Origin of the sequence: Caballeronia sp. dw_276, assembly GCF_018449635.1 — a bacterium.
In the GTDB taxonomy this organism is placed as follows: Bacteria; Pseudomonadota; Gammaproteobacteria; order Burkholderiales; family Burkholderiaceae; genus Caballeronia.
In genome coordinates, this window is the sequence record NZ_JAAVUV010000002.1 from 93,762 (window position 1) to 120,192 (window position 26,431).

The 26,431-nt window shown below is 59.4% G+C and carries 25 protein-coding genes; 16 read left to right on the forward strand and 9 right to left on the reverse strand.

Features of this window, described 5'->3' with window-relative positions; genetic code table 11:
- Positions 1-99 precede the first annotated feature (99 nt).
- From HB633_RS03375 to HB633_RS03385, 3 genes are all read right to left on the reverse strand, one after another.
- Positions 100-450 (reverse strand): hypothetical protein, encoded by a 351-nt coding sequence (locus HB633_RS03375; RefSeq protein ID WP_213776668.1) that lies wholly within the window; start codon positions 448-450, stop codon positions 100-102.
- Positions 451-635: 185 nt separating this feature from the next.
- The gene (locus tag HB633_RS03380) at positions 636-2,327 is read right to left on the reverse strand and encodes a VRR-NUC domain-containing protein (RefSeq protein ID WP_213776669.1); all 1,692 of its coding nucleotides are present in this window, start codon (positions 2,325-2,327) and stop codon (positions 636-638) included.
- Between the two features lie 63 nt (positions 2,328-2,390).
- Positions 2,391-3,140, reverse strand: coding sequence for an SDR family oxidoreductase (locus HB633_RS03385; protein WP_213776670.1), 750 nt, complete (start codon positions 3,138-3,140; stop codon positions 2,391-2,393).
- A 95-nt stretch (positions 3,141-3,235) separates the two neighbouring features.
- Between HB633_RS03385 and HB633_RS03390 the strand changes: the two genes are divergently transcribed.
- The 6 genes from HB633_RS03390 (at position 3,236) to HB633_RS03415 (ending at position 11,488) form a co-directional block, all read left to right on the forward strand.
- The gene (locus HB633_RS03390) at positions 3,236-3,598 is read left to right on the forward strand and encodes a helix-turn-helix domain-containing protein (RefSeq protein WP_213776671.1); all 363 of its coding nucleotides are present in this window, start codon (positions 3,236-3,238) and stop codon (positions 3,596-3,598) included.
- Between the two features lie 142 nt (positions 3,599-3,740).
- Entirely contained in the window at positions 3,741-5,042 is a 1,302-nt protein-coding gene (locus HB633_RS03395) for a UDP-N-acetylglucosamine 1-carboxyvinyltransferase (protein WP_213776672.1), read from the forward strand.
- A gap of 300 nt (positions 5,043-5,342) precedes the next feature.
- Complete coding sequence (locus HB633_RS03400; RefSeq protein WP_213776673.1) at positions 5,343-6,161, forward strand: transporter substrate-binding domain-containing protein; 819 nt, start codon at positions 5,343-5,345, stop codon at positions 6,159-6,161.
- On the forward strand, positions 6,158-9,340 hold the full coding sequence (locus tag HB633_RS03405) for an EAL domain-containing protein (RefSeq protein ID WP_213776674.1): 3,183 nt from the start codon (positions 6,158-6,160) through the stop codon (positions 9,338-9,340). Before HB633_RS03400 ends, HB633_RS03405 begins: the two co-directional genes overlap by 4 nt.
- Before the next feature lie 193 nt (positions 9,341-9,533).
- Positions 9,534-10,928 (forward strand): aspartate aminotransferase family protein, encoded by a 1,395-nt coding sequence (locus HB633_RS03410; RefSeq protein ID WP_213776675.1) that lies wholly within the window; start codon positions 9,534-9,536, stop codon positions 10,926-10,928.
- A 62-nt stretch (positions 10,929-10,990) separates the two neighbouring features.
- A complete protein-coding gene (locus HB633_RS03415) occupies positions 10,991-11,488 on the forward strand; it encodes a winged helix-turn-helix transcriptional regulator (RefSeq protein WP_213777167.1) in 498 nt (165 codons plus the stop codon).
- Positions 11,489-11,495: 7 nt separating this feature from the next.
- On the opposite strand, the gene HB633_RS03420 is transcribed toward HB633_RS03415, so the two are convergent.
- Positions 11,496-12,413, reverse strand: coding sequence for a LysR substrate-binding domain-containing protein (locus tag HB633_RS03420; protein ID WP_213776676.1), 918 nt, complete (start codon positions 12,411-12,413; stop codon positions 11,496-11,498).
- 113 nt (positions 12,414-12,526) lie between these two features.
- Here HB633_RS03420 and HB633_RS03425 point away from each other — a divergent pair, with 113 nt between their 5' ends.
- From HB633_RS03425 to HB633_RS03435, 3 genes are all read left to right on the forward strand, one after another.
- Positions 12,527-13,609 carry a tartrate dehydrogenase gene (locus HB633_RS03425; RefSeq protein WP_213776677.1) on the forward strand — a complete coding sequence of 361 codons (1,083 nt, stop codon included), beginning with the start codon at positions 12,527-12,529 and terminating at the stop codon, positions 13,607-13,609.
- 83 nt (positions 13,610-13,692) lie between these two features.
- A complete protein-coding gene (locus HB633_RS03430) occupies positions 13,693-13,905 on the forward strand; it encodes a DUF2934 domain-containing protein (RefSeq protein WP_213776678.1) in 213 nt (70 codons plus the stop codon).
- 350 nt (positions 13,906-14,255) lie between these two features.
- Positions 14,256-14,453, forward strand: coding sequence for a hypothetical protein (locus tag HB633_RS03435; RefSeq protein WP_213776679.1), 198 nt, complete (start codon positions 14,256-14,258; stop codon positions 14,451-14,453).
- Positions 14,454-14,460: 7 nt separating this feature from the next.
- Here the strand turns inward: HB633_RS03435 and argE are convergent, their stop codons facing one another.
- From argE to HB633_RS03460, 5 genes are read right to left on the reverse strand one after another with little or no spacing between them, the layout of a single operon-like run.
- Complete coding sequence (gene argE / locus HB633_RS03440) at positions 14,461-15,651, reverse strand: acetylornithine deacetylase (RefSeq protein WP_213776680.1); 1,191 nt, start codon at positions 15,649-15,651, stop codon at positions 14,461-14,463.
- Between the two features lie 3 nt (positions 15,652-15,654).
- Positions 15,655-16,326 (reverse strand): DUF1028 domain-containing protein, encoded by a 672-nt coding sequence (locus tag HB633_RS03445; protein WP_213776681.1) that lies wholly within the window; start codon positions 16,324-16,326, stop codon positions 15,655-15,657.
- An 11-nt stretch (positions 16,327-16,337) separates the two neighbouring features.
- Positions 16,338-16,751, reverse strand: coding sequence for a RidA family protein (locus HB633_RS03450; RefSeq protein WP_062002399.1), 414 nt, complete (start codon positions 16,749-16,751; stop codon positions 16,338-16,340).
- Between the two features lie 7 nt (positions 16,752-16,758).
- On the reverse strand, positions 16,759-18,243 hold the full coding sequence (locus HB633_RS03455; RefSeq protein WP_213776682.1) for a 4-hydroxyphenylacetate 3-hydroxylase family protein: 1,485 nt from the start codon (positions 18,241-18,243) through the stop codon (positions 16,759-16,761).
- Positions 18,244-18,292: 49 nt separating this feature from the next.
- On the reverse strand, positions 18,293-18,838 hold the full coding sequence (locus tag HB633_RS03460) for a flavin reductase family protein (protein ID WP_213776683.1): 546 nt from the start codon (positions 18,836-18,838) through the stop codon (positions 18,293-18,295).
- A gap of 155 nt (positions 18,839-18,993) precedes the next feature.
- Between HB633_RS03460 and HB633_RS03465 the strand changes: the two genes are divergently transcribed.
- The 7 genes from HB633_RS03465 to HB633_RS03495 all read left to right on the forward strand — a co-directional run bounded on the left by HB633_RS03465 (position 18,994) and on the right by HB633_RS03495 (position 26,429).
- Positions 18,994-19,917: a LysR substrate-binding domain-containing protein gene (locus HB633_RS03465; RefSeq protein ID WP_213776684.1), complete on the forward strand. Its 924-nt coding sequence runs from the start codon at positions 18,994-18,996 to the stop codon at positions 19,915-19,917.
- Between the two features lie 153 nt (positions 19,918-20,070).
- Positions 20,071-21,216: an SRPBCC family protein gene (locus tag HB633_RS03470; RefSeq protein ID WP_213776685.1), complete on the forward strand. Its 1,146-nt coding sequence runs from the start codon at positions 20,071-20,073 to the stop codon at positions 21,214-21,216.
- A 27-nt stretch (positions 21,217-21,243) separates the two neighbouring features.
- Entirely contained in the window at positions 21,244-22,401 is a 1,158-nt protein-coding gene (locus HB633_RS03475) for an ABC transporter ATP-binding protein (protein ID WP_213776686.1), read from the forward strand.
- Between the two features lie 28 nt (positions 22,402-22,429).
- Positions 22,430-23,467, forward strand: coding sequence for an ABC transporter substrate-binding protein (locus HB633_RS03480; RefSeq protein WP_213777168.1), 1,038 nt, complete (start codon positions 22,430-22,432; stop codon positions 23,465-23,467).
- A 50-nt stretch (positions 23,468-23,517) separates the two neighbouring features.
- Positions 23,518-24,750 (forward strand): ABC transporter permease, encoded by a 1,233-nt coding sequence (locus HB633_RS03485; protein ID WP_346730271.1) that lies wholly within the window; start codon positions 23,518-23,520, stop codon positions 24,748-24,750.
- A 19-nt stretch (positions 24,751-24,769) separates the two neighbouring features.
- The gene (locus HB633_RS03490; RefSeq protein ID WP_213776687.1) at positions 24,770-25,597 is read left to right on the forward strand and encodes an ABC transporter permease; all 828 of its coding nucleotides are present in this window, start codon (positions 24,770-24,772) and stop codon (positions 25,595-25,597) included.
- A gap of 40 nt (positions 25,598-25,637) precedes the next feature.
- Complete coding sequence (locus HB633_RS03495) at positions 25,638-26,429, forward strand: phytanoyl-CoA dioxygenase family protein (RefSeq protein ID WP_213776688.1); 792 nt, start codon at positions 25,638-25,640, stop codon at positions 26,427-26,429.
- The last annotated feature ends 2 nt before the right edge of the window (positions 26,430-26,431 follow it).

Below are 26,431 nucleotides of genomic sequence, written 5' to 3' on the forward strand. Positions count from 1 at the left end.
GCGGGTCTAACATGAGGAGTGCGAGGAAAAGCCGCTAACGAAGCGATTCAAGGCTAGCGAAAATGTACTGAGTACTTAATTATTTATAATCTGCACGCTTCAATTCAAGCGGCATAGCTGCTCGACTTTGGAGCTTGCCCAGATGCGTTCAATTCGATCGTCACGACCACCCGTTGCGTGAAGCCGCATCTCTTCTATGCGTTCTTCCAGTTCCAGAAGCAGACCGGCTTCATTATCTCCGACAGCGGCGCCATGCGATCTGCGCAATTCGCCCAGGGTATCGGAGAGATGTTTGAGCGACGATGTCTCGACGGTAATCAGCGGCCAGCAATGCATGAGAAATGCCAGCGGGGTCAGGTTCCTGGTTTCGCACCAGGTATCGAACAAACGCAGACAAATGCCTTCGATCTGTTCCGACGCGGTCCTATGGTTGAATAGATCGGCACTCATCATCACGCGGAGAACGAAGTCATGGGTGTCATGATCGTAGAGCGCGATTAACCGTGGCGAAATCGGGAAACCCTCGAAAACTACTAGGGAAATCCTGCTCTTGCATTAGGGAAATCCTTAATGGATGCGAGGGCAGTGGACTATGTCTATTAGTCCACATACATTCCTGGGTCAATTGACAACCGTCAAACGACCTTACTTCTCAGCGTCTCCGCCCATTTCACATGCACGACCCGCACCGGCATGTCATGCGCGGCGCAGTACGCAAGCCAGCGCGCCTGGTTGTCCTGCAGGCGGTCGCCCGGACCTTTCACCTCGATCATTTCGTAGCGCTTCTGTTCCGGCCAGAAACGGATCAGGTCCGGAAAGCCCGAGCGGTTCGCGCCAATGTCCTGCAAAAGCCTGCGGAACCATAACTTCATATGCGCGGCGGGCAGGCACAGGAGCGCCTGTTCCAGCAGTTCGCTCGTCAGCATTCCCCAGTGAACGAATGGTGATTGAACTCCCGCCTTCGATACAAACGCCAACCGAATCACGTGCTCGTGCTGCGCGCTATCGAGCAGGGACAGACATTGGTCGAACGCATCGCGCCGGGCGGCATGGAAGCCAGGCGAATGGAGATCGGCGGGACCGCGCTGGAACGGATGAAAAAACGCGCCCGGCAACGGCATGAAAATCGCGTCCCAGCAAAGCAGCCCGAAGAGCGAATTGATCAGCGTGTTCTCAACGTAATGCACGCCCGCACCGGGCTCACTGAGCGCATCGCGAACAATCATTTCGACCGATGCCGGTTCGGCCGGCATGGGCAGGACGACATCGATACGTTCAACCGCGCGCGTCCTGCCCACGGCCTCGACGGGAAGCCCGAGCTTGCGTTTAAGGCGCGGCAACATCCGCGCGACGCGTTGGGATTCCTCCTCGCTCTCAGGATTGCTGCGCGCCTGAAGCGCCAGAGCGTAGGCATCGTTGTAAAGACCGGCTTGTTCCAGCGCCCGCATGCGCCTGTGCCGCGCGCCCGGAAACGCGCAGACACTGTACGCGGCAAGCGCCATATCCCAATGACGCAACCGCTCGCAATACTGCCCCACGCGATACAGCAACTTCTGCCGCCGTTGATTGAGCCATCCGTGATCGCACGGCAACGCTTCGATCTCGGGAATCATGGTTTCGATGGACGTCAGATCGTCGATGGTATCAAGCATGTCGCGATACGCATGCACTGCCAGAAATACATCGATATCCGCGCGGCTTTGGAACGCGCGCGACGACCGTTCGAGCAAGACGCGCTCATACCGCACGATTCCAAGGTCCGCCAGCACGAACTCCGCCCAGCTTTGCCGCAAGTTGCCGAAGAACATGAGCCTCAAGCGCTCGCACAGGGCGGTTATGTTCAAGCACATGACAACGTCAGACGCGCCGGGATGCCATTCCCGATAAACCCGCGCCTCGGGATACGCCGGCAACAGCGAATCATGCAGTTCGGACTTTCGTGCCGCCGCCAGAGACGGGGTCAGCGAGAAAATCTTCTTGAGCTCGGGCTTGGTATGAAGGCTGAAGATTTCATCGAGGGTGAGTGGCGGATTCATGTTCACCCAGCCGAGCGTGCTGAGCGGCGCCAGTGCTTCGAGCGGACAGCCGATTTCGTCGTAGAGCAGTTTGCTTGCACGGAAATACGGGCCCACGCGCATCAGCATGCGAACCAGCAACGCCCGTGATGCCAACGGCAGAACCGGAAATTCGCGCAGGAAAACGCGCTCGTCTTCCGCCCAAAGATCGTCGTAACGATCCGCGAGCCATTCAAGCGCGCGCTCGAAATTTAGCAAGTAGTAAAACCGGCGCTGAAAATCCGCTTGTTGAGAGGATGTCGGATCGCTCATGATCACTGTATGCATATACAGCAATATGATACCTTCATCGTGGTCCTTTGCGATCGTTTCGCGTCAAATCTGCGCCGAGCCGCCATCGACGAAAAGCTCGCTGCCCGTCACGAAGCTGCTTTCATCGGAGGCGAGGAAAAGCGCCGCGTTTGCCGTTTCTTCAGGCTTGGCCAGACGTCCGAGCGGCGTGGCCGACTGCACGTATTTGATCATCTCGTCGCTGGCTTCCTGAGTGGTCGCAAGGCCATGCCAGCCGGGCGTAGATGTCGCGCCGGGAACCAGCACATTGACGCGGATCTTGCGCGGCGCAAGGTCCAGAATCCAGCTTCGCGCGAAGTTGCGGATCGCAGCCTTGGTCGCGCTATAAACGCTGAACGATGCCCCTCCGGTCACCTCGGTCGTCGATCCCGTGAGGATGATCGAACTGCCGTCTTTCAGCAGCGGCAACGCCTTTTGCACGGTAAAAAGCGTTCCTTTGACGTTGGTATCGAAGGTCTTGTCGAAGTGTTCTTCCGTGATCTCGCCAAGCGCCGCAAATTCGCCGCCGCCTGCGTTGGCGAAGAGAATGTCGATACTTCCCGCTTCGTTTTTGACAACCTCAAAAAGCCGGTCGATGTCATTGAGTTTCGACACATCGCCTTGAACCCCGCGCGCGTTTGCGCCCACTTCCGCGACCGCTGCGTCGAGTTCCTGCTGGCGCCGGCCGCTCATGAACACGCGTGCGCCTTCCTCGGCGAAACGCTTGGCGGTAGCCAGGCCAATACCGCTGTTTGCACCCGTGATGACCGCAACTTTTCCTATGAGCTTGCCCATCTGGAATCTCCTTAAGCGAGTTAGAGAATTCATTATGGGCGGGTACATTCTGTTATGCTAGTACCTACCTAAAGGTATGTGCTAAGGAAAAATCCATGGAACCCCGTTCGTTCAGTTGTGGACTCGAGGTCGCGTTATCGGTCATTGGTGGAAAGTGGAAGCCAATCGTGCTGTTTCATCTGAACGGCGGCCCACGGCGCTTTGGCGAGCTCAAGCGCCTGGTCGCGGGCATCAGCGAGAAGGTGTTGATCCAGCAAGTGCGCGAACTTGCGGAAGACGGCGTAATCATGCGGCGCGACTACGGCGAGATTCCGCCGAGGGTCGATTACCAGATGACGGAATTCGGGATGACGCTCGCCCGTGCACTCATGCCGCTATGCGCGTGGGGCGATGCAAACCGCGAACGCATCGACACGCTGCTCGACGAAAAAGCGCGAGCCGCGGCCGAGGAAAAATAGGGGCCGGGTACGGATTCCTAAAAGTGCCCTTTTGATGTCGTGTTGCGCAGACATCGACATCAAAATTGACTGTGCGGTGAAGGCAAACGTTACACGCGGTGGCATCATATGCGCCTTGCTCTCCAACGCCCGGCACCCATACATGTCCAATCTGATCGTCCACGGCGGCCTTCCACTGCGCGGTGAAATCACCCCTTCCGCCAACAAGAACGCCGTCCTGCCCATTCTTTGCGCCACCCTTCTGACCGACCAGCCATTGCGGCTCGTCGGTGTTCCTGAGATTACCGACGTCAAGAAGATCCTCGATATTTTTCGCATGCTCGGCAGCAGCGTATCCATGGATTTCGCGACCGGCGTTCTGCAACTTCACCATCACGCCACCCGGTTTGATCCTGTTGAACACCGGCTGCCGGAAGAGATGCGTTCATCGATCATGCTGGTGCCGCCGCTGCTCGCGCGCTTCGGCGTGGCGCGGCTGGAAAACGACGTAAAAGGCTGCACGCTGGGCGTGCGCGAGATCGACCCGCACGTTGAAGTCTTCGAGCGCTTCGGCGCCCGCATCGAGCGCACGACGGATTCGCTGATCGTTCGCGCCGAGTCGCAGATGACCGCGAATCATCACTGGTTCGACTACGCGTCGGTGACGACGACCGAAAACTTCGTGCTGTGCGCAGCATCCGCGAATGGCACGTCGTCGCTTGTGAACGCGGCGTCGGAGCCGCACGTGCAGGAGTTCTGCCGTTTTCTCGCAATGCTCGGCGTGGCGATCGAGGGAATCGGAACCTCGCGCATCACCGTGACCGGCGGCAAGAAACTGGGCGGCGGCGAATTCCGCTTCAGCGAAGATTTCCATGAAATCGCGACGTTCCTCGCGCTGGGCGCGATCACGGGTGGTGACATCGTGGTGAAGAATACGGCGCCGGAACAGTTTCCGCTGATCGACCGGACCTTCGCGAAGTTCGGCGTGCACGTGGAGCACAGCAACGGCTGGTCGCGCACCGTTCGCGATGGTCCATTGCGCGTGCGCCGGCCGTTCACGCAGAACATCCTGACGAAGGTCGAGGCAGCGCCGTGGCCGTATCTTCCGGTCGACCTGCTGCCAATTTTCATTGCGCTTGGCGTGAAAGCGGAAGGCAGCGCCATGTTCTGGAACAAGGTCTACGACGGCGCCATGGGCTGGTCCGGCGAACTGTCGAAGTTCGGCGCGCATGTGTTCTTGTCGGACCCGCATCGTCTGATCACGTTTGGCGGCCTTACGCTTACGCCGGCCAAGGTCGAAAGCCCTTACATCATTCGCGTGGCGATCGCGCTGCTGATGGTTGCCGCAAGTATCGAAGGACGCTCGGAAATCACCAACGCCTTGCCGATACGGCGCGCGCATCCGCGTTTTGTCGAAAACCTGCGGTCGGTGGGTGCGAACGTGGAATGGACCACCAGCGAATAACGCTGATACGGCGCGGGCGCTCATGCCCGCGCCTTTTGCGCGGCTTCTCATACGACCGCAGATCAAAAGCCCCAGTCGGGCAACACTGGCTCATTAAGCCCGCTTAGAATAAATAATTAATTAAACTGCGTGGCGTCAAACGTTAGTGCCATCAATTTGCGAATAAACTCTCGCGTGCCCGATGTGTCATCCTGTCGGCAAATCTACTAAACGAACACTTAAGTCAATTCGCTAAACAAAGAAGTACAGGCCCATTGAGCCGGCGTGCTCCTAGTTAACCTCATCCACCACGGAGACACAGTGATCAGAAATGGTCTTGGCGGGTTGCTGCTCATGCTTTGCTGCTTGGTCACATTGCTAAGCGCGCCAATGAGCCATGCAGTCGCGGCGGGTCCCGACTGCTCGCGGCCATTTACACTCGCATTGCACGATCACGGCCTGCTCTATTCCGCCGATACCGACACCGGTATCGATAAAGACTTCGCCGACGAACTCATTCGCCGCAGCGGCTGCAAGGTTACCGTCAGCCTGATGTCGCGTGCGCGCATCTGGCAATTGATTGAATCGGGCGCACTCGATTTCAGCTTGTCAGGCATTACGAATGCCGAGCGCAATCAGTTTGCATCGTTTGCGTGGTATTTCACCGATAAATATTATCTCCTCGTCCGAAAGGATTCCGGCATGCGCCGGCTGGCGGATTTCGAGCGCAGCGATCAATTCCAGTTAGGCGTGATCCGGAGCTTTCGCTATAGCGATTCCGCCAATAAACTCGTCGATACACTCGCCGCCCAGAATCGTGTCAGTCAGGCCGGCGGCCTCGAACCTCTATATGAAGCGCTGATCAACCGCCGCATCCAGGGCATGATCATGGAGCCCTTCGATTATCCCGCGCTCGAAGAAAAGCGGATTCGCGACGTCACCACGGTTATCGAATTCAACGATCCCCCCGTTCCGCATGGTTTGATCATGTCGAAGAAAGCGCTCTCGCCCGGGGAGCAGGCAAAGTGGCGCGCACTTGTGAACGAGATGCGCGCGGATGGCACCGTGCTGCGCATCTTCCGTAAATATTTCAAACCCGATCTGGCTCAGGCGATGGTCGATTTCAAGGCGCCGCAATGAACCGGACGCGCCGCCGGGCTCGTGCCGGCCTGACGCCGCGGTTGATATATCGGCTGATCCCGCTATTGATTCCGCTACTCGTGCTCTTCGCCGCCCTGAGCGTCACCTGGGTCGTGTGGGATCACGAACAACAGGCTTCAAGGCGCGAGTTGCTGTCCCAGTTCGACTTCTCGCTGGGTGACGCGGTGAGCCGCGTCGAACAGCGCATGGCCACTTACGAGCAAATGCTGCACGGCGTGCAGGGTCTCTTTGCCGCCGTCGGAAATGCCGACCGGGACCACGTGCGGGACTATGTCAGTGCGCTCAATCTCGATGCAAATTTCTCTGGCATTCAGGCAATAGGCATCATCAAGTGGGTACCGGCGGCGCAGAAGGACGCGCATGTCGCGGCCATGATCATGGAAGGATTCAGCCACTACGGTATCCAGCCCCCGGGCACGCGTGATCATTACGCACCGGTCATCCAGCGCGAACCGAATGTTGGTGCGAACCGCCGCGCGCCCCTCGGCTTCGACGGCTGGACCGATCCGGTGCGCCGCCTTGCCATGGAAAAGGCGCGCGACTCCGGCATGGCAGTGATGTCGGGCAAGCTGAGGTTGGCGGTCGACGACGGTCCCGACGCGCAACCCGGTTTCGTCATGTATGTGCCGGTTTATACGCGCGGCCAGTCGCTGGATAACGTCACCCAACGCCGCGCGCACCTGACGGGCTGGGTGTATGCATCGTTTCGAATGCACGATGTGATCGCAAGCCTCTACGGCGAGCAGCCGCGCGGCTTGTCGCTTGCCATTTACGACGGCGTCGAACCCTCGCCTGCGGCCCTGCTCTACCGTTCAGCAGACGTTGGTGGCGGGAAAAGTCCGGCGGAGACGATCTCCGCCAGCGAATATCTGGTGGTCGCGGGCCACAACTGGACTCTCTCGCTCGCCACGCAGGACGGCTTCAAGACTGGCTTCGGGCGTAAGGCGCAATGGATTATCGCGATCACCGGCACGGGCTTGAGCATCACCCTGGCCTTGCTCGCGTGGCTGCTGGTAACCGGCCACGGCCGCGCGATGCGGCTCGCGTCCACCATGACGCGCGAATTGCGGGAAAGCGAAGAGAAGTTTCGCGCCATCGCCGATTGCACCGTCAACTGGGAAGTCTGGTGGGGTCCGGACGGCAAGCCGCGCTGGATCAATCCTTCGGTCAAGCAATACACCGGCTATACCGTCGAAGAATGCATGGCGATGCCCGACTTCGCCGGCACGCTGATTCATCCCGAAGACATGCCGCGCGTCGCGCCGGAATTCATGAAGGGGCTGCAAGGACATCGTGGCGATGACCTGGAATTCCGCTGCGTGAGAAAGGATGGGTCGATTGTGTGGCTCTCGGTTTCATGGGTGCCGATCACCGACGCCAAAGGCGTCTTCACGGGCTTTCGCACGAGCGGGCGCGATATCACCGAGCGCAAGCAGGCCGAGTCCGAATTGCGCATTGCCGCGGTTGCATTCGATTCGCTGGAAGGCATGATCGTCACGGACGCCAACACCAAGATCCTGAGGGTGAATTCGGCGTTTATCGAATGCACGGGTTACAGCGCGGAGGAACTCGTCGGCAAGACGCCGCGCATGCTTCAGTCCGGCCGCCACGACGCTGCTTTTTTCCGCGCGATGTGGGAATCGATCAACCGCGTGGGCGGATGGCAAGGCGAGATCTGGGATCGCCGCAAGAATGGCGAGGTGTATCCGAAATGGCTGAGCATCTCGGCCGTGACGGGCGCAGACGGCGTGGTGAGCCATTACGTGGGCGCGCATCACGACATCACCGAACGCAAGATCGCGGAGGAACGCATTCGCGAACTCGCTTTCTTCGATGCCCTCACACGCCTGCCCAACCGCACGCTGCTGATCGATCGCCTGACGCAAGCCATTGCGCTCAGCGCGCAAAAGAAGACCTGCGGGGCGCTGCTTTTTATCGACCTGGATCACTTCAAGACGCTTAACGATACCCTGGGCCACGACAAGGGCGACGTGCTCCTGCAGCAAGCGGCGGGACGGCTTGCCGCGAGCGTCGGCCGCAGCGATACCGTCGCGCGCGTGGGCGGCGACGAGTTTGTCGTGGTGCTCGGAAGCCTGCATGCCAACCCGCAGGAAGCGGCGAATCAGACGGAGATCGTCGGCGAGCGCATTCTCGCCATTCTCGGCAAACCGTACCATCTCGACGATGTCGAATACCGCAGCACGGCGAGCATCGGGGCGACGGTGTTCACGGGACATCAGACAGTAATTGACGAACTGCTGAAGCAGGCCGACCTCGCAATGTACAAATCGAAGGAACGCGGCCGCAACGCGATGTGTTTCTTCGATCCCGCCATGCAGACGGCCGTGGTCGAGCGCGTTGCGCTTGAAGCGGGTTTGCGCCGCGCGATCGAGGACAATCAGTTCGTGCTGCATTACCAGGCGCAAGTGACCGATAACGTAATGGATAACGCTGTCGATAACTACCGCGTCATCGGCGCCGAAGCGCTGGTGCGCTGGCAGCACCCCGAGAACGGTATCGTGGCGCCGGCCGAATTCATTCCGCTCGCCGAGGAGACCGGCTTGATTCTCGCGCTTGGAAACTGGGTGCTGGAGACTGCATGCGTGCAATTGGCGCGTTGGATGGAGCAACCTGAAATGGCGCATCTGACAATGGCCGTCAATGTCAGTGCACAGCAGTTCCGCCAGCCGGATTTCGTGGACAAGGTGCTCGCGGTCATTCTCAAGACAGGCGCCAGTCCGAGCCGTCTGAAGCTCGAACTCACCGAAAGCCTGCTGGTGGACAACATGCAGGACATCGTCCAGAAGATGTGGACGCTCAAGGCGAAAGGCGTGGTGTTTTCGCTCGATGATTTCGGTGTCGGCTATTCGTCGCTGTCTTACCTGAAACGCTTGCCGCTCGATCAATTGAAGATCGACGAATCATTCGTGCGAGACGTGCTTGTCGATCCGAACGATGCCGCCATTGCGCGCACCATCGTGGCGCTGGCGCAAAGCCTCGGCCTTGGCGTCATTGCCGAGGGCGTGGAGACGGCGGCGCAGCGCGATTTCCTCGCCAGCGTTGAATGTCACGCCTATCAGGGCTTCTATTTTTCCCGTCCGATGAGCGTGGAAGGTTTCGAAGCGTTCGTGCGCAAGGACGATGCGGTAGCTGCCTGACTGTATTTCGAGTGCGTAGGACGCAACCAGCGCAACCGATCCGCGCGCGCAGCAGAAAATGCCGTGGCGGCCCTGCAAAACAAGGCATTTACGTTTTTTGAGGAACAATTAGCGCGACGAAAAAATTGGGGTTTTCAATACCATGGGAGATTGAACAGGCACCTCAATCCCACATTCGCCACGAGAAAATCCCATGTCGATCCAATCGCTCATCGAAGCCGACCGCAAGCATCTCATTCATCCGGTCATCAACTATCGTGCGCATGAAGCGCGTGGCGTCACCGTGCTCGAATCGGCGGATGGCGCCTTCCTGCGTGACGCTAACGGCAACGAGTTGCTCGACGCCTTCTCAGGCCTTTGGTGCGTGAACGTGGGGTACGGACAGCAGAGCATCGTCAAGGTCGCGGCCGAACAGATGGCGCGCCTGCCCTACGCCACCGGCTATTTCCACTTCGGCAGCGCGCCGGCAATCGAACTTGCCGAGAAGCTCGTGGCCCTCTCCCCCGCGTCACTGCAGCACGTGTACTTTACGCTCGGCGGCTCGGACGCGGTCGACTCCGCGCTGCGCTTTATCACCCATTACTTCAATGCCACGGGACGGCCGACAAAAAAGCACATCATCGCGCTGGAACGCGGATATCACGGGTCGTCGGCGGTCGGATCGGGATTGACCGCGCTGCCGGTTTTCCATCGCAACTTCGATGTGCCGCTGCCGAACCAGCATCACATCCCATCGCCCTATGCGTACCGGAATACGTTCCCTGATGACGCCGCGCTGATCGCCGCGTCCGTCGCTGCGCTCGAAGCGAAAGTGGCCGCCTTGGGCGCGGAAAACGTCGCCGCATTTTTCTGCGAACCGATCCAGGGATCGGGCGGTGTGATCGTGCCGCCAGCCGGCTGGCTCAAGGCGATGCGCGAGACGTGCCGCAAGCTGGACATTTTGTTCGTCGCCGATGAGGTCATCACCGGCTTCGGCCGCACGGGCCCGCTGTTCGCGTGCGAAGCCGAAAACGTCGAACCGGATCTGATGACCGTCGCGAAGGGGCTGACGTCCGGTTACGCGCCGATGGGTGCCGTCCTGATGTCCGATGCCGTATACCAGGGCATCGCCGATGGCGATCCGGTCGCAAGCGTCGGTCATGGCCACACGTATTCGGCGCATCCGGTAAGCGCGGCGATCGGACTGGAAGTCATGCGCCTGTATCACGAAGGCGGATTGCTCGCGAACGGTTTGGCGAACGGGCCCCGTTTTGCGCAGGGGCTCGATGCATTGCTCGCGCATCCGCTCGTGGGCGATTCGCGCCATCGCGGTTTGCTGGGCGCGCTCGAACTCGTCGCCGACAAAAACACCAAACAGGGCTTCGATGCATCGCTAAAATTGCCGGACCGGATCGCGGCGGCGGCCTACAAGAACCGCCTCGTATTTCGTGCATTCGGCGACAACATCCTGGGCTTCGCGCCGGCGCTCAGCTACACCGCATCCGAGTTCGACCTGCTGTTCGAGCGCCTTGAAAAAACGCTCGACGATGTCCTCGCCGAACCCGAAGTCCGCGCGGCGCTGCGTGTAAAAAGCGGCGTGGCCGCGTGATAAGATCGTCGGGCAAATCCCGCATGCCCCAACGATCCCAAACACCGGAACACGTCCCGACGATGAGCAGCGACGGCAAGCTCGACCGCATAGACCTGCGCATCCTTTCGCAGTTGCAGAAGAAAGGCCGCATCACGAATGTCGAGCTTGCCGACATGGTCGGGCTCTCACCCAGCCCGTGCCTGATCCGCGTGAAGCGGCTTGAAAAAGCGGGGTATATCGTCGGGTATGGCGCGCAGATCCAGCTCGAAAAACTCGGCGATGTGCAGATCGTGTTTACGGAAGTGACGCTTTCGGATCATCGGCGGGAGGACTTCATCAAGTTCGTCGCAGCGATCAAGGACGTGGATGAAATCGTGGAGTGCCACCTTGCGAGTGGTGGTTATGACTATCTGCTCAAGTTCGTCACGCGCAGTGTGAGCCACTATCAGGGCATTATCGAAGGCTTGCTCGAGCGCAATATCGGCATTGAGAAATACTTCAGTTTTGTGATCATCAAGTCGCCGATCATGAAGCGCGATTACCCGCTGGAAAGTCTCTTTTCTGCGGGTCAAGGTTGAGCATCGTTCAGGGTGGCTGAACGCTCCACTGCGCGAATTCATCGGCGAGAAAATCAACGCAGACTCTGACCTTCGCCGATGTCGCCAGCCGCGCCGGATACACCGCCCAGACGTTTGCCGGCTGCGTGACCTCCGGCAGGACCTGCACGAGCTGCCCGCTTTCCAGCAGCGGCCGCACGTCCCACAAAGACCGCAACACAATCCCCCGCCCGGCCAGCGCCCATTGCACCGCGACTTCTCCGTGGTTGGTCGAAAGCGGTCCCGTGACCTTGATCGATACGGGTTCGCCGCGCACGTTCAGACGCCACAGGCCAAACGGATGATCGCGTTCCTTGATCGCAAGGCACGCGTGGCTCGTCAAGTCGGCAAGCTGTTTGGGCGCACCCTGGCGCTTCAGATATTCAGGCGATGCACATAACACCCGATGGTTCGAAGCGAGCCGCTTCGCAATCAAATGCGCCGCAATTTCGTCGCCGATGCGGATATCCAGATCGAAGCCTTCGCCGGCGACATCGACGAGACGGTCGAACAGATCGAGCCTTACGCTTAATTGCGGATGTTTGTCGGAGAGCCGCGCGAGCGCCGGCGCCACGATATGCCGGCCGAACCCGAAGCTGCTCGATATGCGCAGCGTCCCGCGTGGAACACGCCGCGTGGTGGAGACGTCTTCCACGAGCTGATCGACATCGTCGAGGATCTTTTCGGCCCAGGCATAGACGCGTTCGCCGGCTTCCGTAATCGCAACGCGGCGTGTGGATCGATGCAGCAGGCGCGTGCCGAGATCGGTTTCCAGCACGCCGACTCTTTTGCTGACATACGCCGCCGATACCGACAGCGCCTCCGCTGCCCCGCTGAAACTGGACTTGCGGGCGACCATGCAAAACACGCGCAGGTCATCGAGATTCGGGGATGGCAGTGTGTTCATTATTCACGCTTCGTGCACAGTGGCTTAACCAAAAACCCGATTCTAAGCGGTACGCAGCGCAATAGAATAGTTACATCGAATAGACTATCCATCTCAACCCGGAGACACCCCTCATGACCAAAACCTACAAGATCGCAGTCATACCCGGCGACGGAATCGGCACGGAAGTGATGCCGGAAGCCCTGCGCGTGCTCGACGCCGCCACCAAGCGCTTCGGCATCGCGATCGAATATCAGCACATAGAATGGGCGAGCTGCGCGTATTACGAGAAACACGGCCAGATGATGCCGGACGACTGGAAAGCCCAACTGCAGGGCGCCGACGCCATTCTCTTCGGCGCCGTCGGCTGGCCCGATACCGTGCCGGACCACATTTCGCTGTGGGGCTCGCTCCTGAAATTCCGCCGCGAGTTCGATCAGTACATCAACCTGCGCCCAGCGCGCCTGTTCGAAGGCGTGCCCTCGCCGCTCGCCAATCGCAAGGCTGGCGATATCGATTTCTGGATCGTTCGTGAGAATACGGAAGGCGAATATTCGTCGGTCGGTGGCGTGATGTTCGAAGGCACGGACCGCGAATTCGTATTGCAGGAGTCGGTCTTTACGCGTCACGGCAGCGAGCGCGTGCTCAAGTTCGCATTCGATCTCGCACAGCGTCGCGAGAAGAAAAAGATCACGGTCGCGACCAAGAGCAACGGCATCGCGATCAGCATGCCATGGTGGGACAAACGCGCTGCGGAAGTGGCCGCGCTTTATCCGGACGTCAAATGGGACAAGCAGCACATCGACATCTTGTGTGCGCGTTTCGTGCTGAATCCGGATCGCTTCGACGTGGTCGTGGCCACCAATCTTTTCGGCGACATCCTCTCCGACCTGGGTCCCGCATGCACCGGCACGATTGGTCTCGCGCCCTCGGGCAACCTGAATCCCGACCGCAAGTTTCCGTCGTTGTTCGAGCCCGTGCATGGGTCCGCGCCGGATATCGCGGGCAAGAACATCGCCAATCCCGTCGCGATGATCTGGTCGGCTGCGATGATGCTCGAATTCCTCGGCGACGCGAAAGGCCCGGAACGTGATGCACACGACGCGATTCTTGCGGCTATTGAAGCGACGCTCAAGGAAGGTCCGCGCACCGGCGACCTTGGCGGCAAGGCAAGTACGACAGAAGTCGGCGAGGCGATTGCGGCACGGCTGGCTTAAGTATTGCTGCCTCGTCGAGCAGGCTCAAACGAGCCCGAAACGGTCGCGTCTTGCGATCGTGTTCAACCTCGACGGGGCAAATCATGGATGTTCAATTGTCAGAAGAGCAAATTCGCACGCTAGCGTTCTATCTCTGGGAACAAGACGGTAGTCCGGAAGGAAGATCGGACGAGTACTGGGAAAAGGCTCGCCAGCAATTGTCTTCGGGAAGTGATTCCGAAAGCACAGTTGACGACAAAACCGCCGGGTTTGGAGAGGAACCGGACGAATCGCTTAATCGCCCGTTAGCGGAATAGCATTAACGGACGCACCGATTTAACTCGTGGGCCACGTATGCATCGCGCGCTTTGACGCATCGCTCCCTACGTGGTTGACTCATTCAAGACACCATTCAAAACTTGATCTCATGAATGGCGGTTAGCCGCATTAGCGAAATAACCAAAATAGTGTTGCCGCAAACATACGGTAGATACTGCAGAGCCCACGCCAGCGGTGCTTTGCGCGGCCGCATTGGTATCACTACCTATGTCATGAACCCTTCGGTTGGCGCTTACTGGAATAACACCGCCGCGAGCTTGGCCCGGCGAGTGACTAGTGAGCGAATAAGAAATTGTTTTTGCCAATAACTACTGAAGTGGTGTTTAACATGAATACGTTCAATCATCTCAACGCTGCATCCTCGAACACTGCCGGAAGTCGTAACAAGGTAATGAAGGCAGGCTCCAAAGTTGAAAAGCAACACTCCTCGTATATGTCGATGCTTCAGGCGCCCATGACCGTTCTGGCATGCAACGTCTCGGACCGCGCCGACATCACGGCCTGCGCCATCCTCGGATATAACTGACAGCGTCTTAAGACCGGCGGGTTGTCACGGTCTCAGGCAAGCTCGCCGAGAGCTTGCCGAGAAAACTCAGGCATTTGGACAGTTGCTCGAGCTCGACGTATTCATCGGCCTTATGTCCTTGTTCGATGGAACCCGGTCCGCATACGACCGTGGGAATCCCTATCGATTGAAAGAGGCCTCCCTCGGTTCCGAACGCGAGCGTGCGCACGTCGTCGCGTCCAGCCGCAGCGCATGCCAGTTCGCGCAACCAGCCGGCTGCGGCCTGATCCGACAGAGCCGGATAGTCGACTAGTTGTTCCCAGTCGATACCGCTTTCCGCACACGTCTCGCGCATGGTCGCGACAAGTTCCGTGTCCGCATATTGCGTGATGGTTTGCACGATGGCGTCCGCGTTATCGGCGGGCAGATTGCGGATTTCGAACTCCACTTGCGCGTGATCCGGAATCACGTTCAACGCGATGCCGCCATTCAAACGTCCTGTATGAATGGTCGTGTACGGAGGATCGAAGTCGTGGTCGAGCGTTGCCTTGGTGCGCAAGTCGCGCTGTGTACGCCGCAAGAAAGTCACGAGTTCCGCCGCAAAGTCCACGGCATTGACGCCGAGATGCGTCAGCGCAGAATGTCCAGCGAGGCCTTTCACGCAGCATCTGTACGCCTTCTTGCCCTTGTGCGCGACCGCGACCTGCATGCTTGTCGGCTCGCCGATAATGCAAGCGAGCGGCTTCACCGGCGCCGCCGCCAGTTCGCGCAATAACCCGCGCACGCCACGGCAACCGACTTCTTCGTCGTAGCTGAACGCGAGGTGAATTGGCACTTCCTTGCAGGTCGCAACAAAGTGCGGCACGCTCGCAAGCACCGCCGCGATAAACCCCTTCATATCAGCGGTCCCACGCCCGAACACGCGATCGCTGCCGCGCGTCATCTCGAAGGGTGGCACGGTCCACGGCTGACCCGCTGCGGGCACGACGTCGGTATGGCCCGACAAACACAAGCCCGCCCTGTCCCTCGGGCCGATGGTCGCGTAGAGGTTCGCCTTGCGGCCGGTTTCATCGAAAACGAGGGACGATTCCACGCCGTGCTTGCTTAGATATTGCTGAACGTATTCGATCAGCATCAAGTTCGATTCGGAGCTGCGGGTATCGAAGGCGATCAGGTTATTCAGCAGGTCCAGCGTGTCATCGAGCAAAGCGTGCGTCATTAGCTAGAGATCTCCTGGTACTCCATATGAGGGTGCCTGCTCGGGACGCTTCGCGCGCGTGGCGTAGTCGTTCATTTGCGGTTCGTAGCGATGCCAGAGCGCACGCAAGTCAACGATGGGTTGATCGGACCAGTCCACGCGCAACTCCGCGAGCGGCCAGACCTCCCGCCCATACACGCAGAATCCGGCTGAATGCACGGGGCCCGCCTCGCCGCCCGCGGCCGCGCCGGCTTCAAGCGCGGTGATCAAACGATCGGCCAGCGAGCTTGCGTGCGACGCTTCGAAAGCTTCGATCATCGCGGACGGTATGCCGTCGTGCGCAAGCAGATTGCCCGCTGCAACACAGTCACGCCCCAGCTGCGTCGCGATTATACCCAGCCCTTTTTCGCCCGTCGCGGCGCCGCGCGAACCGTCGGCATCGAGCACCGCAAGCTGGCGCCATTCCGCGAAAGGGCGTGCATGCTGCAATTGTTGCAAGGTGCTTTCAGCGCCGAAACCTTGCGATAGCAATTGCAAGCCGAGCACGCCAAGACGCGGGTCGGTCACGTTCTGGCTGAGCACCACGCCGTGCGGACTTGCCCATAAACAACGGCTGGGAACCGCGATGCTCGAACTGCATACAATGCCGCCGACCATGCCTGTACGTTCGCATCGGCCAGCCAGTGAAAACGTCATGCCTACCTCCTCTAGCTATTCGGAATGACGGCGATCACGTCGATTTCCACGAGCCACTCGGGTCGCGCAAGGGCTGAAATCACAATACCCGTCGATACCGGATACACGCCCTTCAGCCATTTCCCGACGACGGTGTACACCGCTTCGCGATACCGTACATCGACGAGATAGATGGTGATCTTGCAAATATCTTCGAGCTTGCTTCCGGCTTCGCCGAGCAACATCGCGATGTTTGCCATCGCCTTCTCGGCTTGCGCGCCAACGTCACCAATACCAACCGATTCCCGCGTATCCAGATCCTGACCGATCTGGCCGCGCAAATAAACCGTTCCGTTCGCGACGACTGCCTGGCACAGATCGTTATCGAGTTTCTGCTCGGGATACGTCTCGCGCGTATTGAACTTGCGGATGCGGGTATGACTCATGGACACCTCACACGACGCGCTTGAGCCGCGGCTCTGCGCTGGATTGAACAACACGGTCCGACAAGTTTGCGGCCTTCTTGACATAGCCGAGCGTGCTGTCGAAGTCGAAGTTGCGGAACACGGCGCCGAGATGCGCGAACGGCGGCGACTGGGCGAACAACTGAAACGTCAGCCTGTGCCCTGCGTAGTCCGAATTCAGCAAATCCCGTGCGAACGCCAGCAGCTTGCGGCGGTCGTCCGAGACCCAGTTTTCGTTGACGGTATAGAACTTGTCGAGCCAGCCGCTGATCTCGGGATTCGCAAACGATGCCGAATCCGGCGTCACGCAAATCTGGCCGCCGCAAAGTTCGCGCGCGAGATGCATCATCTCGTGAAGACGCGAACATGCCTGCACGCGGCCCGTATAAAGCAGCGATTGATTGGGCATCATCAGGCCGGCGGGACTGCGTTCACCGCATGCGATCGATGCCGTCAAATGCGCATTGATGGTCTCGCGATACACCGCGAGCGTCGACAGTTTTTCCTGCACGGCCTGCTGTTTTTCCAGGCCGGTTTGCCGCGCGTTGAACAGCGCCGCGCCGATCATCAGGTCGGCGAGACGCAGGTTGCGCTGGACAAACGCGAACGCGCTGTATCGATGCAAGGTCGAACGAATGAACGTGGCCGCCTTCGTATGCTGATAGAACAGCACGTCTTCCCAAGGGATCAGGACGTTGTCGAAGATCAGCAAGGTATCGACTTCATCGCAGCGATTCGACAACGGATAGTCTTCCGGATTTGCGCGTCCGGCAAAGCCCGTGCGGCAGATGAATTTGAGCCCCGGCGCCGACATGTTGACCACGAAACCAACCGCATAATCGGACAGCTTTGCATCGCCCCAATTTGCGATGGTGGGCTTCACGAACGCCTGGTTCGCATATGCCGCGGCCGTTTCATACTTGGCGCCTCGCACCACGATGCCAGCATCGGTCTCCTTGACCACATGCAAAAGCATGTCCGGGTCCTGCTCCTGAGGCGGTTTGGAACGGTCGCCCTTCGGATCGGTATTGGCGGAAACGTGGAACGGATCTTCATGCAGCGCACGATTGATATGCCGCTCGATGTTCGCCGCAAAACGCGGATCGACTTCGTTGAGCACATCCTTGCCGTCGTAGAGCGACCACATCTCGCCGATGGTTTCATCGCCTACGCGAGTCGCGATTCCGCCGATGTCATCCAGCACCGTATCCACCGCGAGGCGTTTGTCGTGCCAGTCCTGTTGCGTGTACGGCAGTTTCAGGCCGACCGCGTTGCGCTCGCCGGTTTTTTCATCGGCGTAGCTCATCACGTCCTGCGTCGCCTTCTCGTGCGCCATGTCATAAATGCGCGCGCGGATATCCACGATAGGCTTGAACATGGGATGCGTGGTCACGTCCTTCACGCGTTCGCCATTGATCCAGACCTGTCGTCCGTCTCGAATGGACTCGCGATACTGCTCGCCTGTTCTGATCATTGCTGTGCCTCGATCCGTTGGAGAATATCGTTGTGTGTGCTCTGGTCGCCTAGAAAGCCAGGAACTGGCCGTAATCGCGTTTGCAGTAAAGCAGTGGCATGTGCGCGGCCGGCGCGCGCCTGACAGCCGCCACCTCGCCAAAAAAGACCGTATGCGTGCCAATGGTCTGCTGCGCGACAAGCCGGCATTCGATTGCGGCAACCGCGCCATCGATAAGCGGCACGTCCAGCGTCCCCGCCGTCACCGTGCAGCATGAAAAGTCGAAGGGCTTGGCCGTGGCCGAGCGTCCGGCGAAGGTATCGGCAATGCCGCGCTGCGCGACGTTCAGCAAATTCACCGCGAACACGCCGTTTGCCGCGACCGCCGCGTTCGCCGGGCTGCGCGTATTGATGCAGACGAGCAACGTGGGCGGGTCCGCGCAAACCGAGCTACATGCGCTGACGGTCACGCCGAAACGCTCGCTGCCGGCGCCTGTCGTCACCACATGGACCGATGTGGAATTGGACGCCATCGAATCCAGAAAGGCAGCACGCAGGTCGCGCTGCACCTCCGGCGAGACTTCCATCAAAGCGTTGTCTGGTTGCTCTGTTTGCATACCGCCCCCTCGCGTTTGCACTGACCTTGCGCAAAATCTACGCTCACGCTCCGCATCCGAAAAACATATTTCAAAAATGCAAATCATCGGTTTTGCCTATGCAAGCGTATTTATGTCCAAGCACAATAGGCGCGACAAAAGACCGGGGGCGACTCGTGGAACCTGCGCAATTACGCTATTCGCTGAGGCAGTTGAGGTACTTCGTGGTGACGGCCGAAGTGTTGTCGTTCACGGCTGCGGCAAAGCTGCTGCACATCTCGCAGCCCTCCATTTCCACGGCGCTCGCGGATCTCGAGGTGTCGTTCGGCGTCCAGCTCTTCATCCGGCATCACGCCAGCGGGTTATCCCTGACGCAGGCCGGGCGCGAAATGCTCGGACGCGCGCGGGACCTGTTGAAGAACGCAGAAGACCTTCAGACAGCGGCCAAGGAAATGGACGGCGGCATGTCAGGCGCGATCACTTTGGGCTGCCTGGTTTCACTGGCGCCGCCACTCATGCCGGCAATGATGAGCCGGTTCATAGCGGGTCATGTCGGCATCGCATTTCGCACACTGGAAGCGCATCAGGACGATTTGCTGCGTGGTCTGCACGACGGTTCGCTGGATATTGCCCTCACATACAACCTCGATCTGACCGATGACATCGCATTCACGCCGTTGCTTTCGTTGCCGCCCTACGTGATCCTGCCGAAGAATCATCGGCTGGCGAAGCAGCGCGCGGTGGCGCTCGCCGACCTGCGCGACGAACCCTACGTGATGCTCGATCTCCCCCATAGCCGCGAGTATTTCGCCGGTCTTTTCGATGCTGTCGGCGGACGTCCCATCGCGGCGTTCCGGTCATCGCAACCGGAAGTGGTCCGGGGAATGGTTGCCAATGGCCTGGGCTACAGCATTCTTAATTTCCCGCTGAAATCGAGCCGCACCGTGGACGGCGAAGACTTTGTGATCAAGCAATTTAAGGACGAGGTCAACGCGACGACACTCGGCATTGCGCAGTCGAGAAGCATGAAACCGCGGCAGGTCGTGCAGCGCTTCGCCGCCTTCTGCGAAGCGCAAATCAGACCTGAACGTTCAAGTTGAGACAGGCAGTTTTCTGGATAGGAAAAAACTTGGTTCTACATGCAAAAACAATATTTTGGCTGGTAATTTGACTTGATAGATTGATGTCCATGCAGCGAGCAGCTTGCCTCACAGGCGGGTTGCAGCATCCACTGAATACGACAGGGAGGCGCGATGGGATCTTCAACGGCAGCGTCCGGCGCCGGGCTCGACATAGTCCGCCAGTTGCAGGCCGGGTGCGAGCGTCCCTTCAGCGACGCGCATTCCATGCCGCCCGCCGTTTACACCTCGCCCGAATTTCTCGCGCTTGAACAACAGAATATTTTCCGCAGCGAATGGCTTTGCGTCGGCCGGGCAAGTGCGATTGCCGAAGCCGGCGACTACCTCACGGCAGATATAGACGGACAACCGATCGTGGTCTTGCGCGACGAGAAGCTGGAATTGAAGGCGTTCTCGAACGTGTGCCTGCATCGCATGTCGGTTCTGCTCGAAGGGCGCGGCAATACGCGTCGAATCGTCTGCCCATATCACGCGTGGAACTACACGCTCGACGGTGCGCTCAGCGGCGCTCCGATGATGGACCGTCAAAGCGGCTTCTGCAAAGAGAACTACCGCTTGCCGTCCGTCCGATGCGAGGTCTGGCAAGGCTGGATCTACGTGACGCTCAACGCCGACGCCCCGCCTGTTGCCGAAAAGCTCGCGGGTCTCACCGAGTTGATCGCCAACTACGGCATGACCGATTACAAGGAAACGTTCTACGAAGAACACGTGTGGGATACCAACTGGAAAATCCTCGCCGAAAACTTCATGGAGAGTTATCACCTGCCTATGCTGCATCGCGCGACCGTTGGACCGCATTCGCGCCTGGAAGAAATGGAATGCCCGCCCGGCAGCGATGCGTTCAACTATCACTGGATCACGAAGGAAGCGTCGTTACCCATCGGTCAGGCGCATCCGGACAATCATCGCCTTGTTGGTCACTGGCGCAAGACGACCGCGCTGCTCGCGATCTATCCGACTCATCTCGTGACGCTCACGCCCGGCTACTTCTGGTATCTCGTGCTGCAGCCTGTGGGAACCGGCCGTGTTCATATCCGCTTTGGCGGCGGCCTGGCGCCCGAGTTCATCGCCGATCCGAAAGCCAATGAATACATGACGACACTCAAAGCATTGCTCGATGCAGTCAACGAAGAAGACCGGCGCGGCGTGCAAGCGGTATTCCGTGGCGTAAGCGCGCCGCTTGCGAAGCCGGGGCACCTGAGTCATCTGGAAAGGCCCAACTACGACTTCGCGCGCTACCTTGCGCAACAACTCGCCTAATCCTGAACACTCATTAAACACGACACGATGTCAACGCACTCCTTCATCTCCTTCGCGGGCGTGAGCAAGACATATGACGGCGTTCATTACGTCGTGGAAGGACTCGACCTCGACGTTGCCAAAGGCGAGTTCGTCTCATTGCTGGGACCGTCGGGATCGGGCAAGACCACCACGCTGATGATGCTCGCGGGTTTCGAATCGGCGACCCAAGGCGAGATCCGCCTGAACGGAAAACGTCTCGACGATAAACCGCCGCATCAGCGCGACATCGGCATGGTGTTCCAGAACTACGCGCTCTTTCCGCATTTGACCATCGAGCAGAACGTCGCGTTTCCGCTGTCGGTGCGGCGCATGAGCAAGACCGAGCAGAAGATGCGCGTGAAGCGCGCACTGGACATGGTGGAGTTGCCGCATCTTGCAGCGCGTCGTCCAGCACAACTATCGGGTGGGCAGCAGCAGCGCGTGGCCCTTGCGCGCGCACTCGTGTTCGAGCCGAGCGTGGTGCTGATGGATGAACCGCTCGGCGCGCTCGACAAGCGCCTGCGCGAGACCATGCAGTACGAAATCATGCGGCTGCATCGCGAGCTTGGCTTGACGGTGGTCTACGTGACGCACGATCAGGCCGAAGCGCTGACCATGTCGGATCGCGTAGCCGTTTTCTCCGATGGCCGCATTCAGCAGGCAGCGACTCCAACCGAACTCTATGAGAACGCGCACAACGCGTTCGTGGCGAATTTTGTCGGCGAGAACAATGGCTTGATGGGCCGGGTACTCGACCAGGATTCAGACTGGGCGACGCTCGTGTTGCCTGATGGCGCGGTCATACGCGGACGTTGCGGACGGGGCTTGCGCAACGGTGATGAAGCAATGCTGGCGCTGCGCCCGGAGCGCGCGCACATTGCATCGGCAGAAGGCATTCAGAGCGCGGCAGATATCAACACGGTGACCGCCCGCGTGGAAGAACTCGTGTATTGCGGCGACCATCACCGCGTTCACTTGAAACTTGGAGCACAAGGCGCTGGCGACAGCCTCATCGTCAAAGTACCCAATACGCAGCACCACGACCTTCCGTCACTCGGCAGTGCAACCGCCGTGGCATGGCGCCACGACGACTGCAAGATTCTCGCAACGGCCGTAACCGCAAGCCACGGCCTCGCTCCGTCCCTCACCGCAGGAGTCCACTGACATGAAAACTAAACTTATTCGTACCGGTATGACGGGCATCGCCGGACTCGTTTTTTCTGGCGTCGCGTTGTTCTCCGCAAGCGCGCTCGCGGCCGAAACGATCTCGGTGGTGACCTTCGGCGGCGCGTATGAAGCAGCGGCCAAGAAGGCGTTCTTCGAGCCGTTCACGGCTGCAACGGGCATCGGCTTTTCGACGGAATCGTATGACGGCGGTCTCGCCAAATTATCGGCGATGGAACAGGCGAAGAACCCCACGTGGGATCTGATTGACCTTGAATCGAACGACGCGATCACCGGTTGCGACGAAGGCCTGCTCAAGAAGATCGATAAAAAATCGCTCGGCAACACGAGCGCGTTCATTCCCGGTTCGATCATGGATTGCGCGGTCGCCGCCATGGTCTGGTCCACGGTCTATGCATACGACACGACCAAGCTCAAGACCGCGCCGACCTCGATCAACGACTTCTTCGACTTGAAAAAATATCCGGGCAAACGCGGCCTGCGCAAGTCGCCGAAGGTGACGCTCGAATGGGCGCTGCTCGCCGATGGCGTCAAACCCGCCGACGTCTACAAGGTGCTCGGTACGCCCGCCGGCGTGGATCGCGCGTTCAAGAAGCTCGACACCATCAAGCCGAGCATCGTCTGGTGGGAAGCCGGCGCGCAGCCGCCTCAACTGCTTTCGGACGGCGCTGTGGTGATGACGCAGGCGTACAACGGGCGCATCGATGACGCCGTGCACAAGGATCACAAGCCGTTCGAATCGGTGTGGGACGGTCAGGTCTACGACTTCGAGTGGTGGGGCATCCCCATGGGCGCGAAGAACGCCGATGCAGCGGCCAAGTTCATCGCATCGGCATCGACGGCAAAAAGCTACGCTGATCTGACGAAGTACATTGCGTACGCGCCGCCGCGCAAGGACTCGATTCCGCTCATCGATAAAACACGCCTCAACGACTTGCCGACCGCGCCCGCCAACTTCAAGCGCGCCGTGCAGATCAATGCGAATTTCTGGGCGGATAACGCCGACCAGATCAACAAGCGCTTCCAGGTCTGGCTGACTCAGTAATGAACCCCGCTAGGTGATTTGTGACCGTGACAGTGACTGCGACCAGCGACGTGCAAGAGCCGGCTGAAACCCAAACCGGCGGGCGCGCGGCGTATGACAAGACGCGCCGGCGGGCATCCACGCAAGCGCTTCTGCTCGCCTTGCCGTTGCTGCTGTTCCTGCTCGCCACCTTCATTGCGCCCATCGCTATTCTGCTTTCCAGGAGCGTCGTCAATCGCGAAATGCCGGTGAACTTGCCGGTGCTTTCGCAGGCGCTCAATGCATGGAACGGCGAAGGCGTACCCGATGAACACACCTTCGCCCTGCTCGCCGCCGACATGCGGCGAGCGTCTCAGGAAGGTCAGCTCGGCACCGTCGCGCGGCGGATGAACTTCTACCTGCCCGAGTTTCGCAGCTTGCTGATGAAGACCGCGCGTCAGTTGCCCGAGACCACGCCGCCTGCTTGGAGAGAAGCGTTGATCGAACTCGATCCACGCTGGGGCACGCATGACATCTGGCGTTACCTGAAACGCTCGGCGGTGTCACCTACGCCGGATTACTTGTTGACCGCTATCGATTCCGAAGTCACGGCCGATGGCGCCGTCAAATCTCTTCCGGCAGACAGCTCTGTCTATCTGAACGCCTTTGCGCGCACGGTGTGGATAAGCGCGTCCGTGATGGTGTTATGCCTTCTTCTCGGGTATCCCGTCGCGTATCTGCTCGCCACGCTGCCGCCTGCGAAAAGCAACCGCTTGATGCTGCTCGTGATTGTGCCGTTCTGGACCTCGCTGCTGGTTCGAACAACGGCGTGGTACGTGCTGCTGCAACCGAGCGGCGTGATCAACAGCCTGCTGGTGAGTTCGGGAATCGTCAGCCATCCGCTGCCGCTGCTATTCAACCGCACGGGTGTGTTGATTGGCATGACACATATCCTGCTGCCCTACATGATCCTCGCGATCTACTCGGTCATGAAGGGCGTGTCGCCGGTTTATATGCGCGCGGCGCAATCGCTCGGCGCGCATCCCGTAACAGCGTTCGTGCGCATCTATATGCCCCAGACGCTGCCAGGCGTGGGCGCCGGTTGCTTTCTCGTGTTCGTGCTTGCGCTCGGGTACTACATCACGCCTGCATTGCTCGGCGGCGCTGGCGATGAAATGATCAGCCAGTTGATCGCAGCGCAGACCAACGAGCAACTCAACTGGGGGCTGGCCGGCGCGTTGTCGGCGTATCTCGTGATCTTCACGGCAGTGTTCTATTTCGTGTTCAACCGGCTTGTGGGTATCGACCGGTTGCGGTTTGGCTAGACGCAAGGACGAACACATCATGCAAAACCGGCGACACCTGGTGCTATCGGAACGCATTGCGTCCAAGTGGTTGCGCGTGCATTCCGCCGTGATCCTGTTCCTCCTGATCGCGCCGATTCTCGCGATCGTGCCGCTGTCGTTCAACTCCGGCGCGTACTTCTCCTACCCCATGCAAGGCTTCTCGCTGCACTGGTATTCAAAGGCGCTCGGCAGCAGCGACTGGCAACGCGCGTTTGTGAACAGCATCGGCATTGGCGCGGCATCGACGTTGCTTGCCACCTGTCTCGGCACCCTCGCCGCGCTTGGTCTCAGCCGCTCGAACTTTCCGTTTCGCGCGGTCATCATGCCGCTGCTCATCTCGCCGATGATCATCCCCATCGTCGTCGTGGCTGCCGGTTTCTATCTCGTGTTCGCCCCGCTCGGGCTGGTGAATTCGTATGTCGGCGTGGTGCTGGCGCATGCCGCGCTCGGCACGCCCTTCGTGGTAATCACCGTCACGGCGTCGCTGCTCTCTTTCGATCAAAGCCTGATTCGCGCGGCGTCCGGACTCGGCGCCACGCCATGGACCGCGTTTCGCCGCGTGACCCTGCCGTTGATCCTGCCGGCCGTGGCGACGGGCAGTGTGTTCGCGTTCGCGACTTCGTTCGATGAAGTCATTGTGATCCTGTTCATTGGCGGCCCGGATCAGCGGACGGTGCCGCGACAGATGTGGAGCGGGATTCGCGATTCCATCGATCCATCCATTCTCGCGGTCGCGACCATGCTGATCCTGTTCGCCGTTGCGTTATTCAGCAGCATCAACTGGTTGCGCGGACGCAGCGCCGCTGCAACGCTGCCGGGCACGTGACTCACAAAAACGCCCGATCAATCGATAAAAGGAGAACGCCATGCTTGCTGCAGAACGGGAAGCGTTTGAACGTGACGGTGCAGTCGTATTGCGCGGCATGTTCAAGGACTGGATGGAGACCTTGCGCGAAGGCGTGGAGTACAACGCGACGCATCCAGGTCCTTCGTTCAGGAACTACACGCCTGAGAAAACCTCGGGCCGTTTCTTCGGCGATTACTGCAACTGGCAGCGCATCGAGCCGTTCAAGGATTTTGTCGAACACAGCGCGGCGGCGTCCGTAGCGCAGGCGTTGATGGGCTCGCAGCGCGCACGCATCTTCCATGAGCACGTGCTTGTGAAGGAAGCCGGCGCGGCCAAGCTCACGCCCTGGCATCACGATGAACCCTATTACTGTGTGAGTGCGGATCAAGCCGTGAGTTTATGGATTCCGCTCGATCCGGTTCCGCGCGAAACGTGTGTGGAGTTCGTAGCGGGTTCGCATAAATGGGGCAAGTTGTTCCGGCCGCGCAAATTCAGCGGCGTGGCCTACGATCACAAGTCGGAACGGCTCGAAGAGTTACCCGATATCGATGCAAACCGCAGCGATTACCAAATCCTGGGTTGGGATCTGGAGCCGGGCGACGCCATCGCGTTCAACTTTCATACGGTGCATGGCGCGCCCGGCAATCTCGCGGGGCAACAATCGCGGCGGGTCGTGTCGTTCAGATGGCTTGGCGACGGCGCGCACTTCGTGGATCGCGGAGGTGAAACGTCACCGCCTTATCCGGAACTGATGAAGAAGTTCAAGCATGGAGATGCGCTGCCGGAGGCGGAGTTTCCGTTTATTGTTTGAAG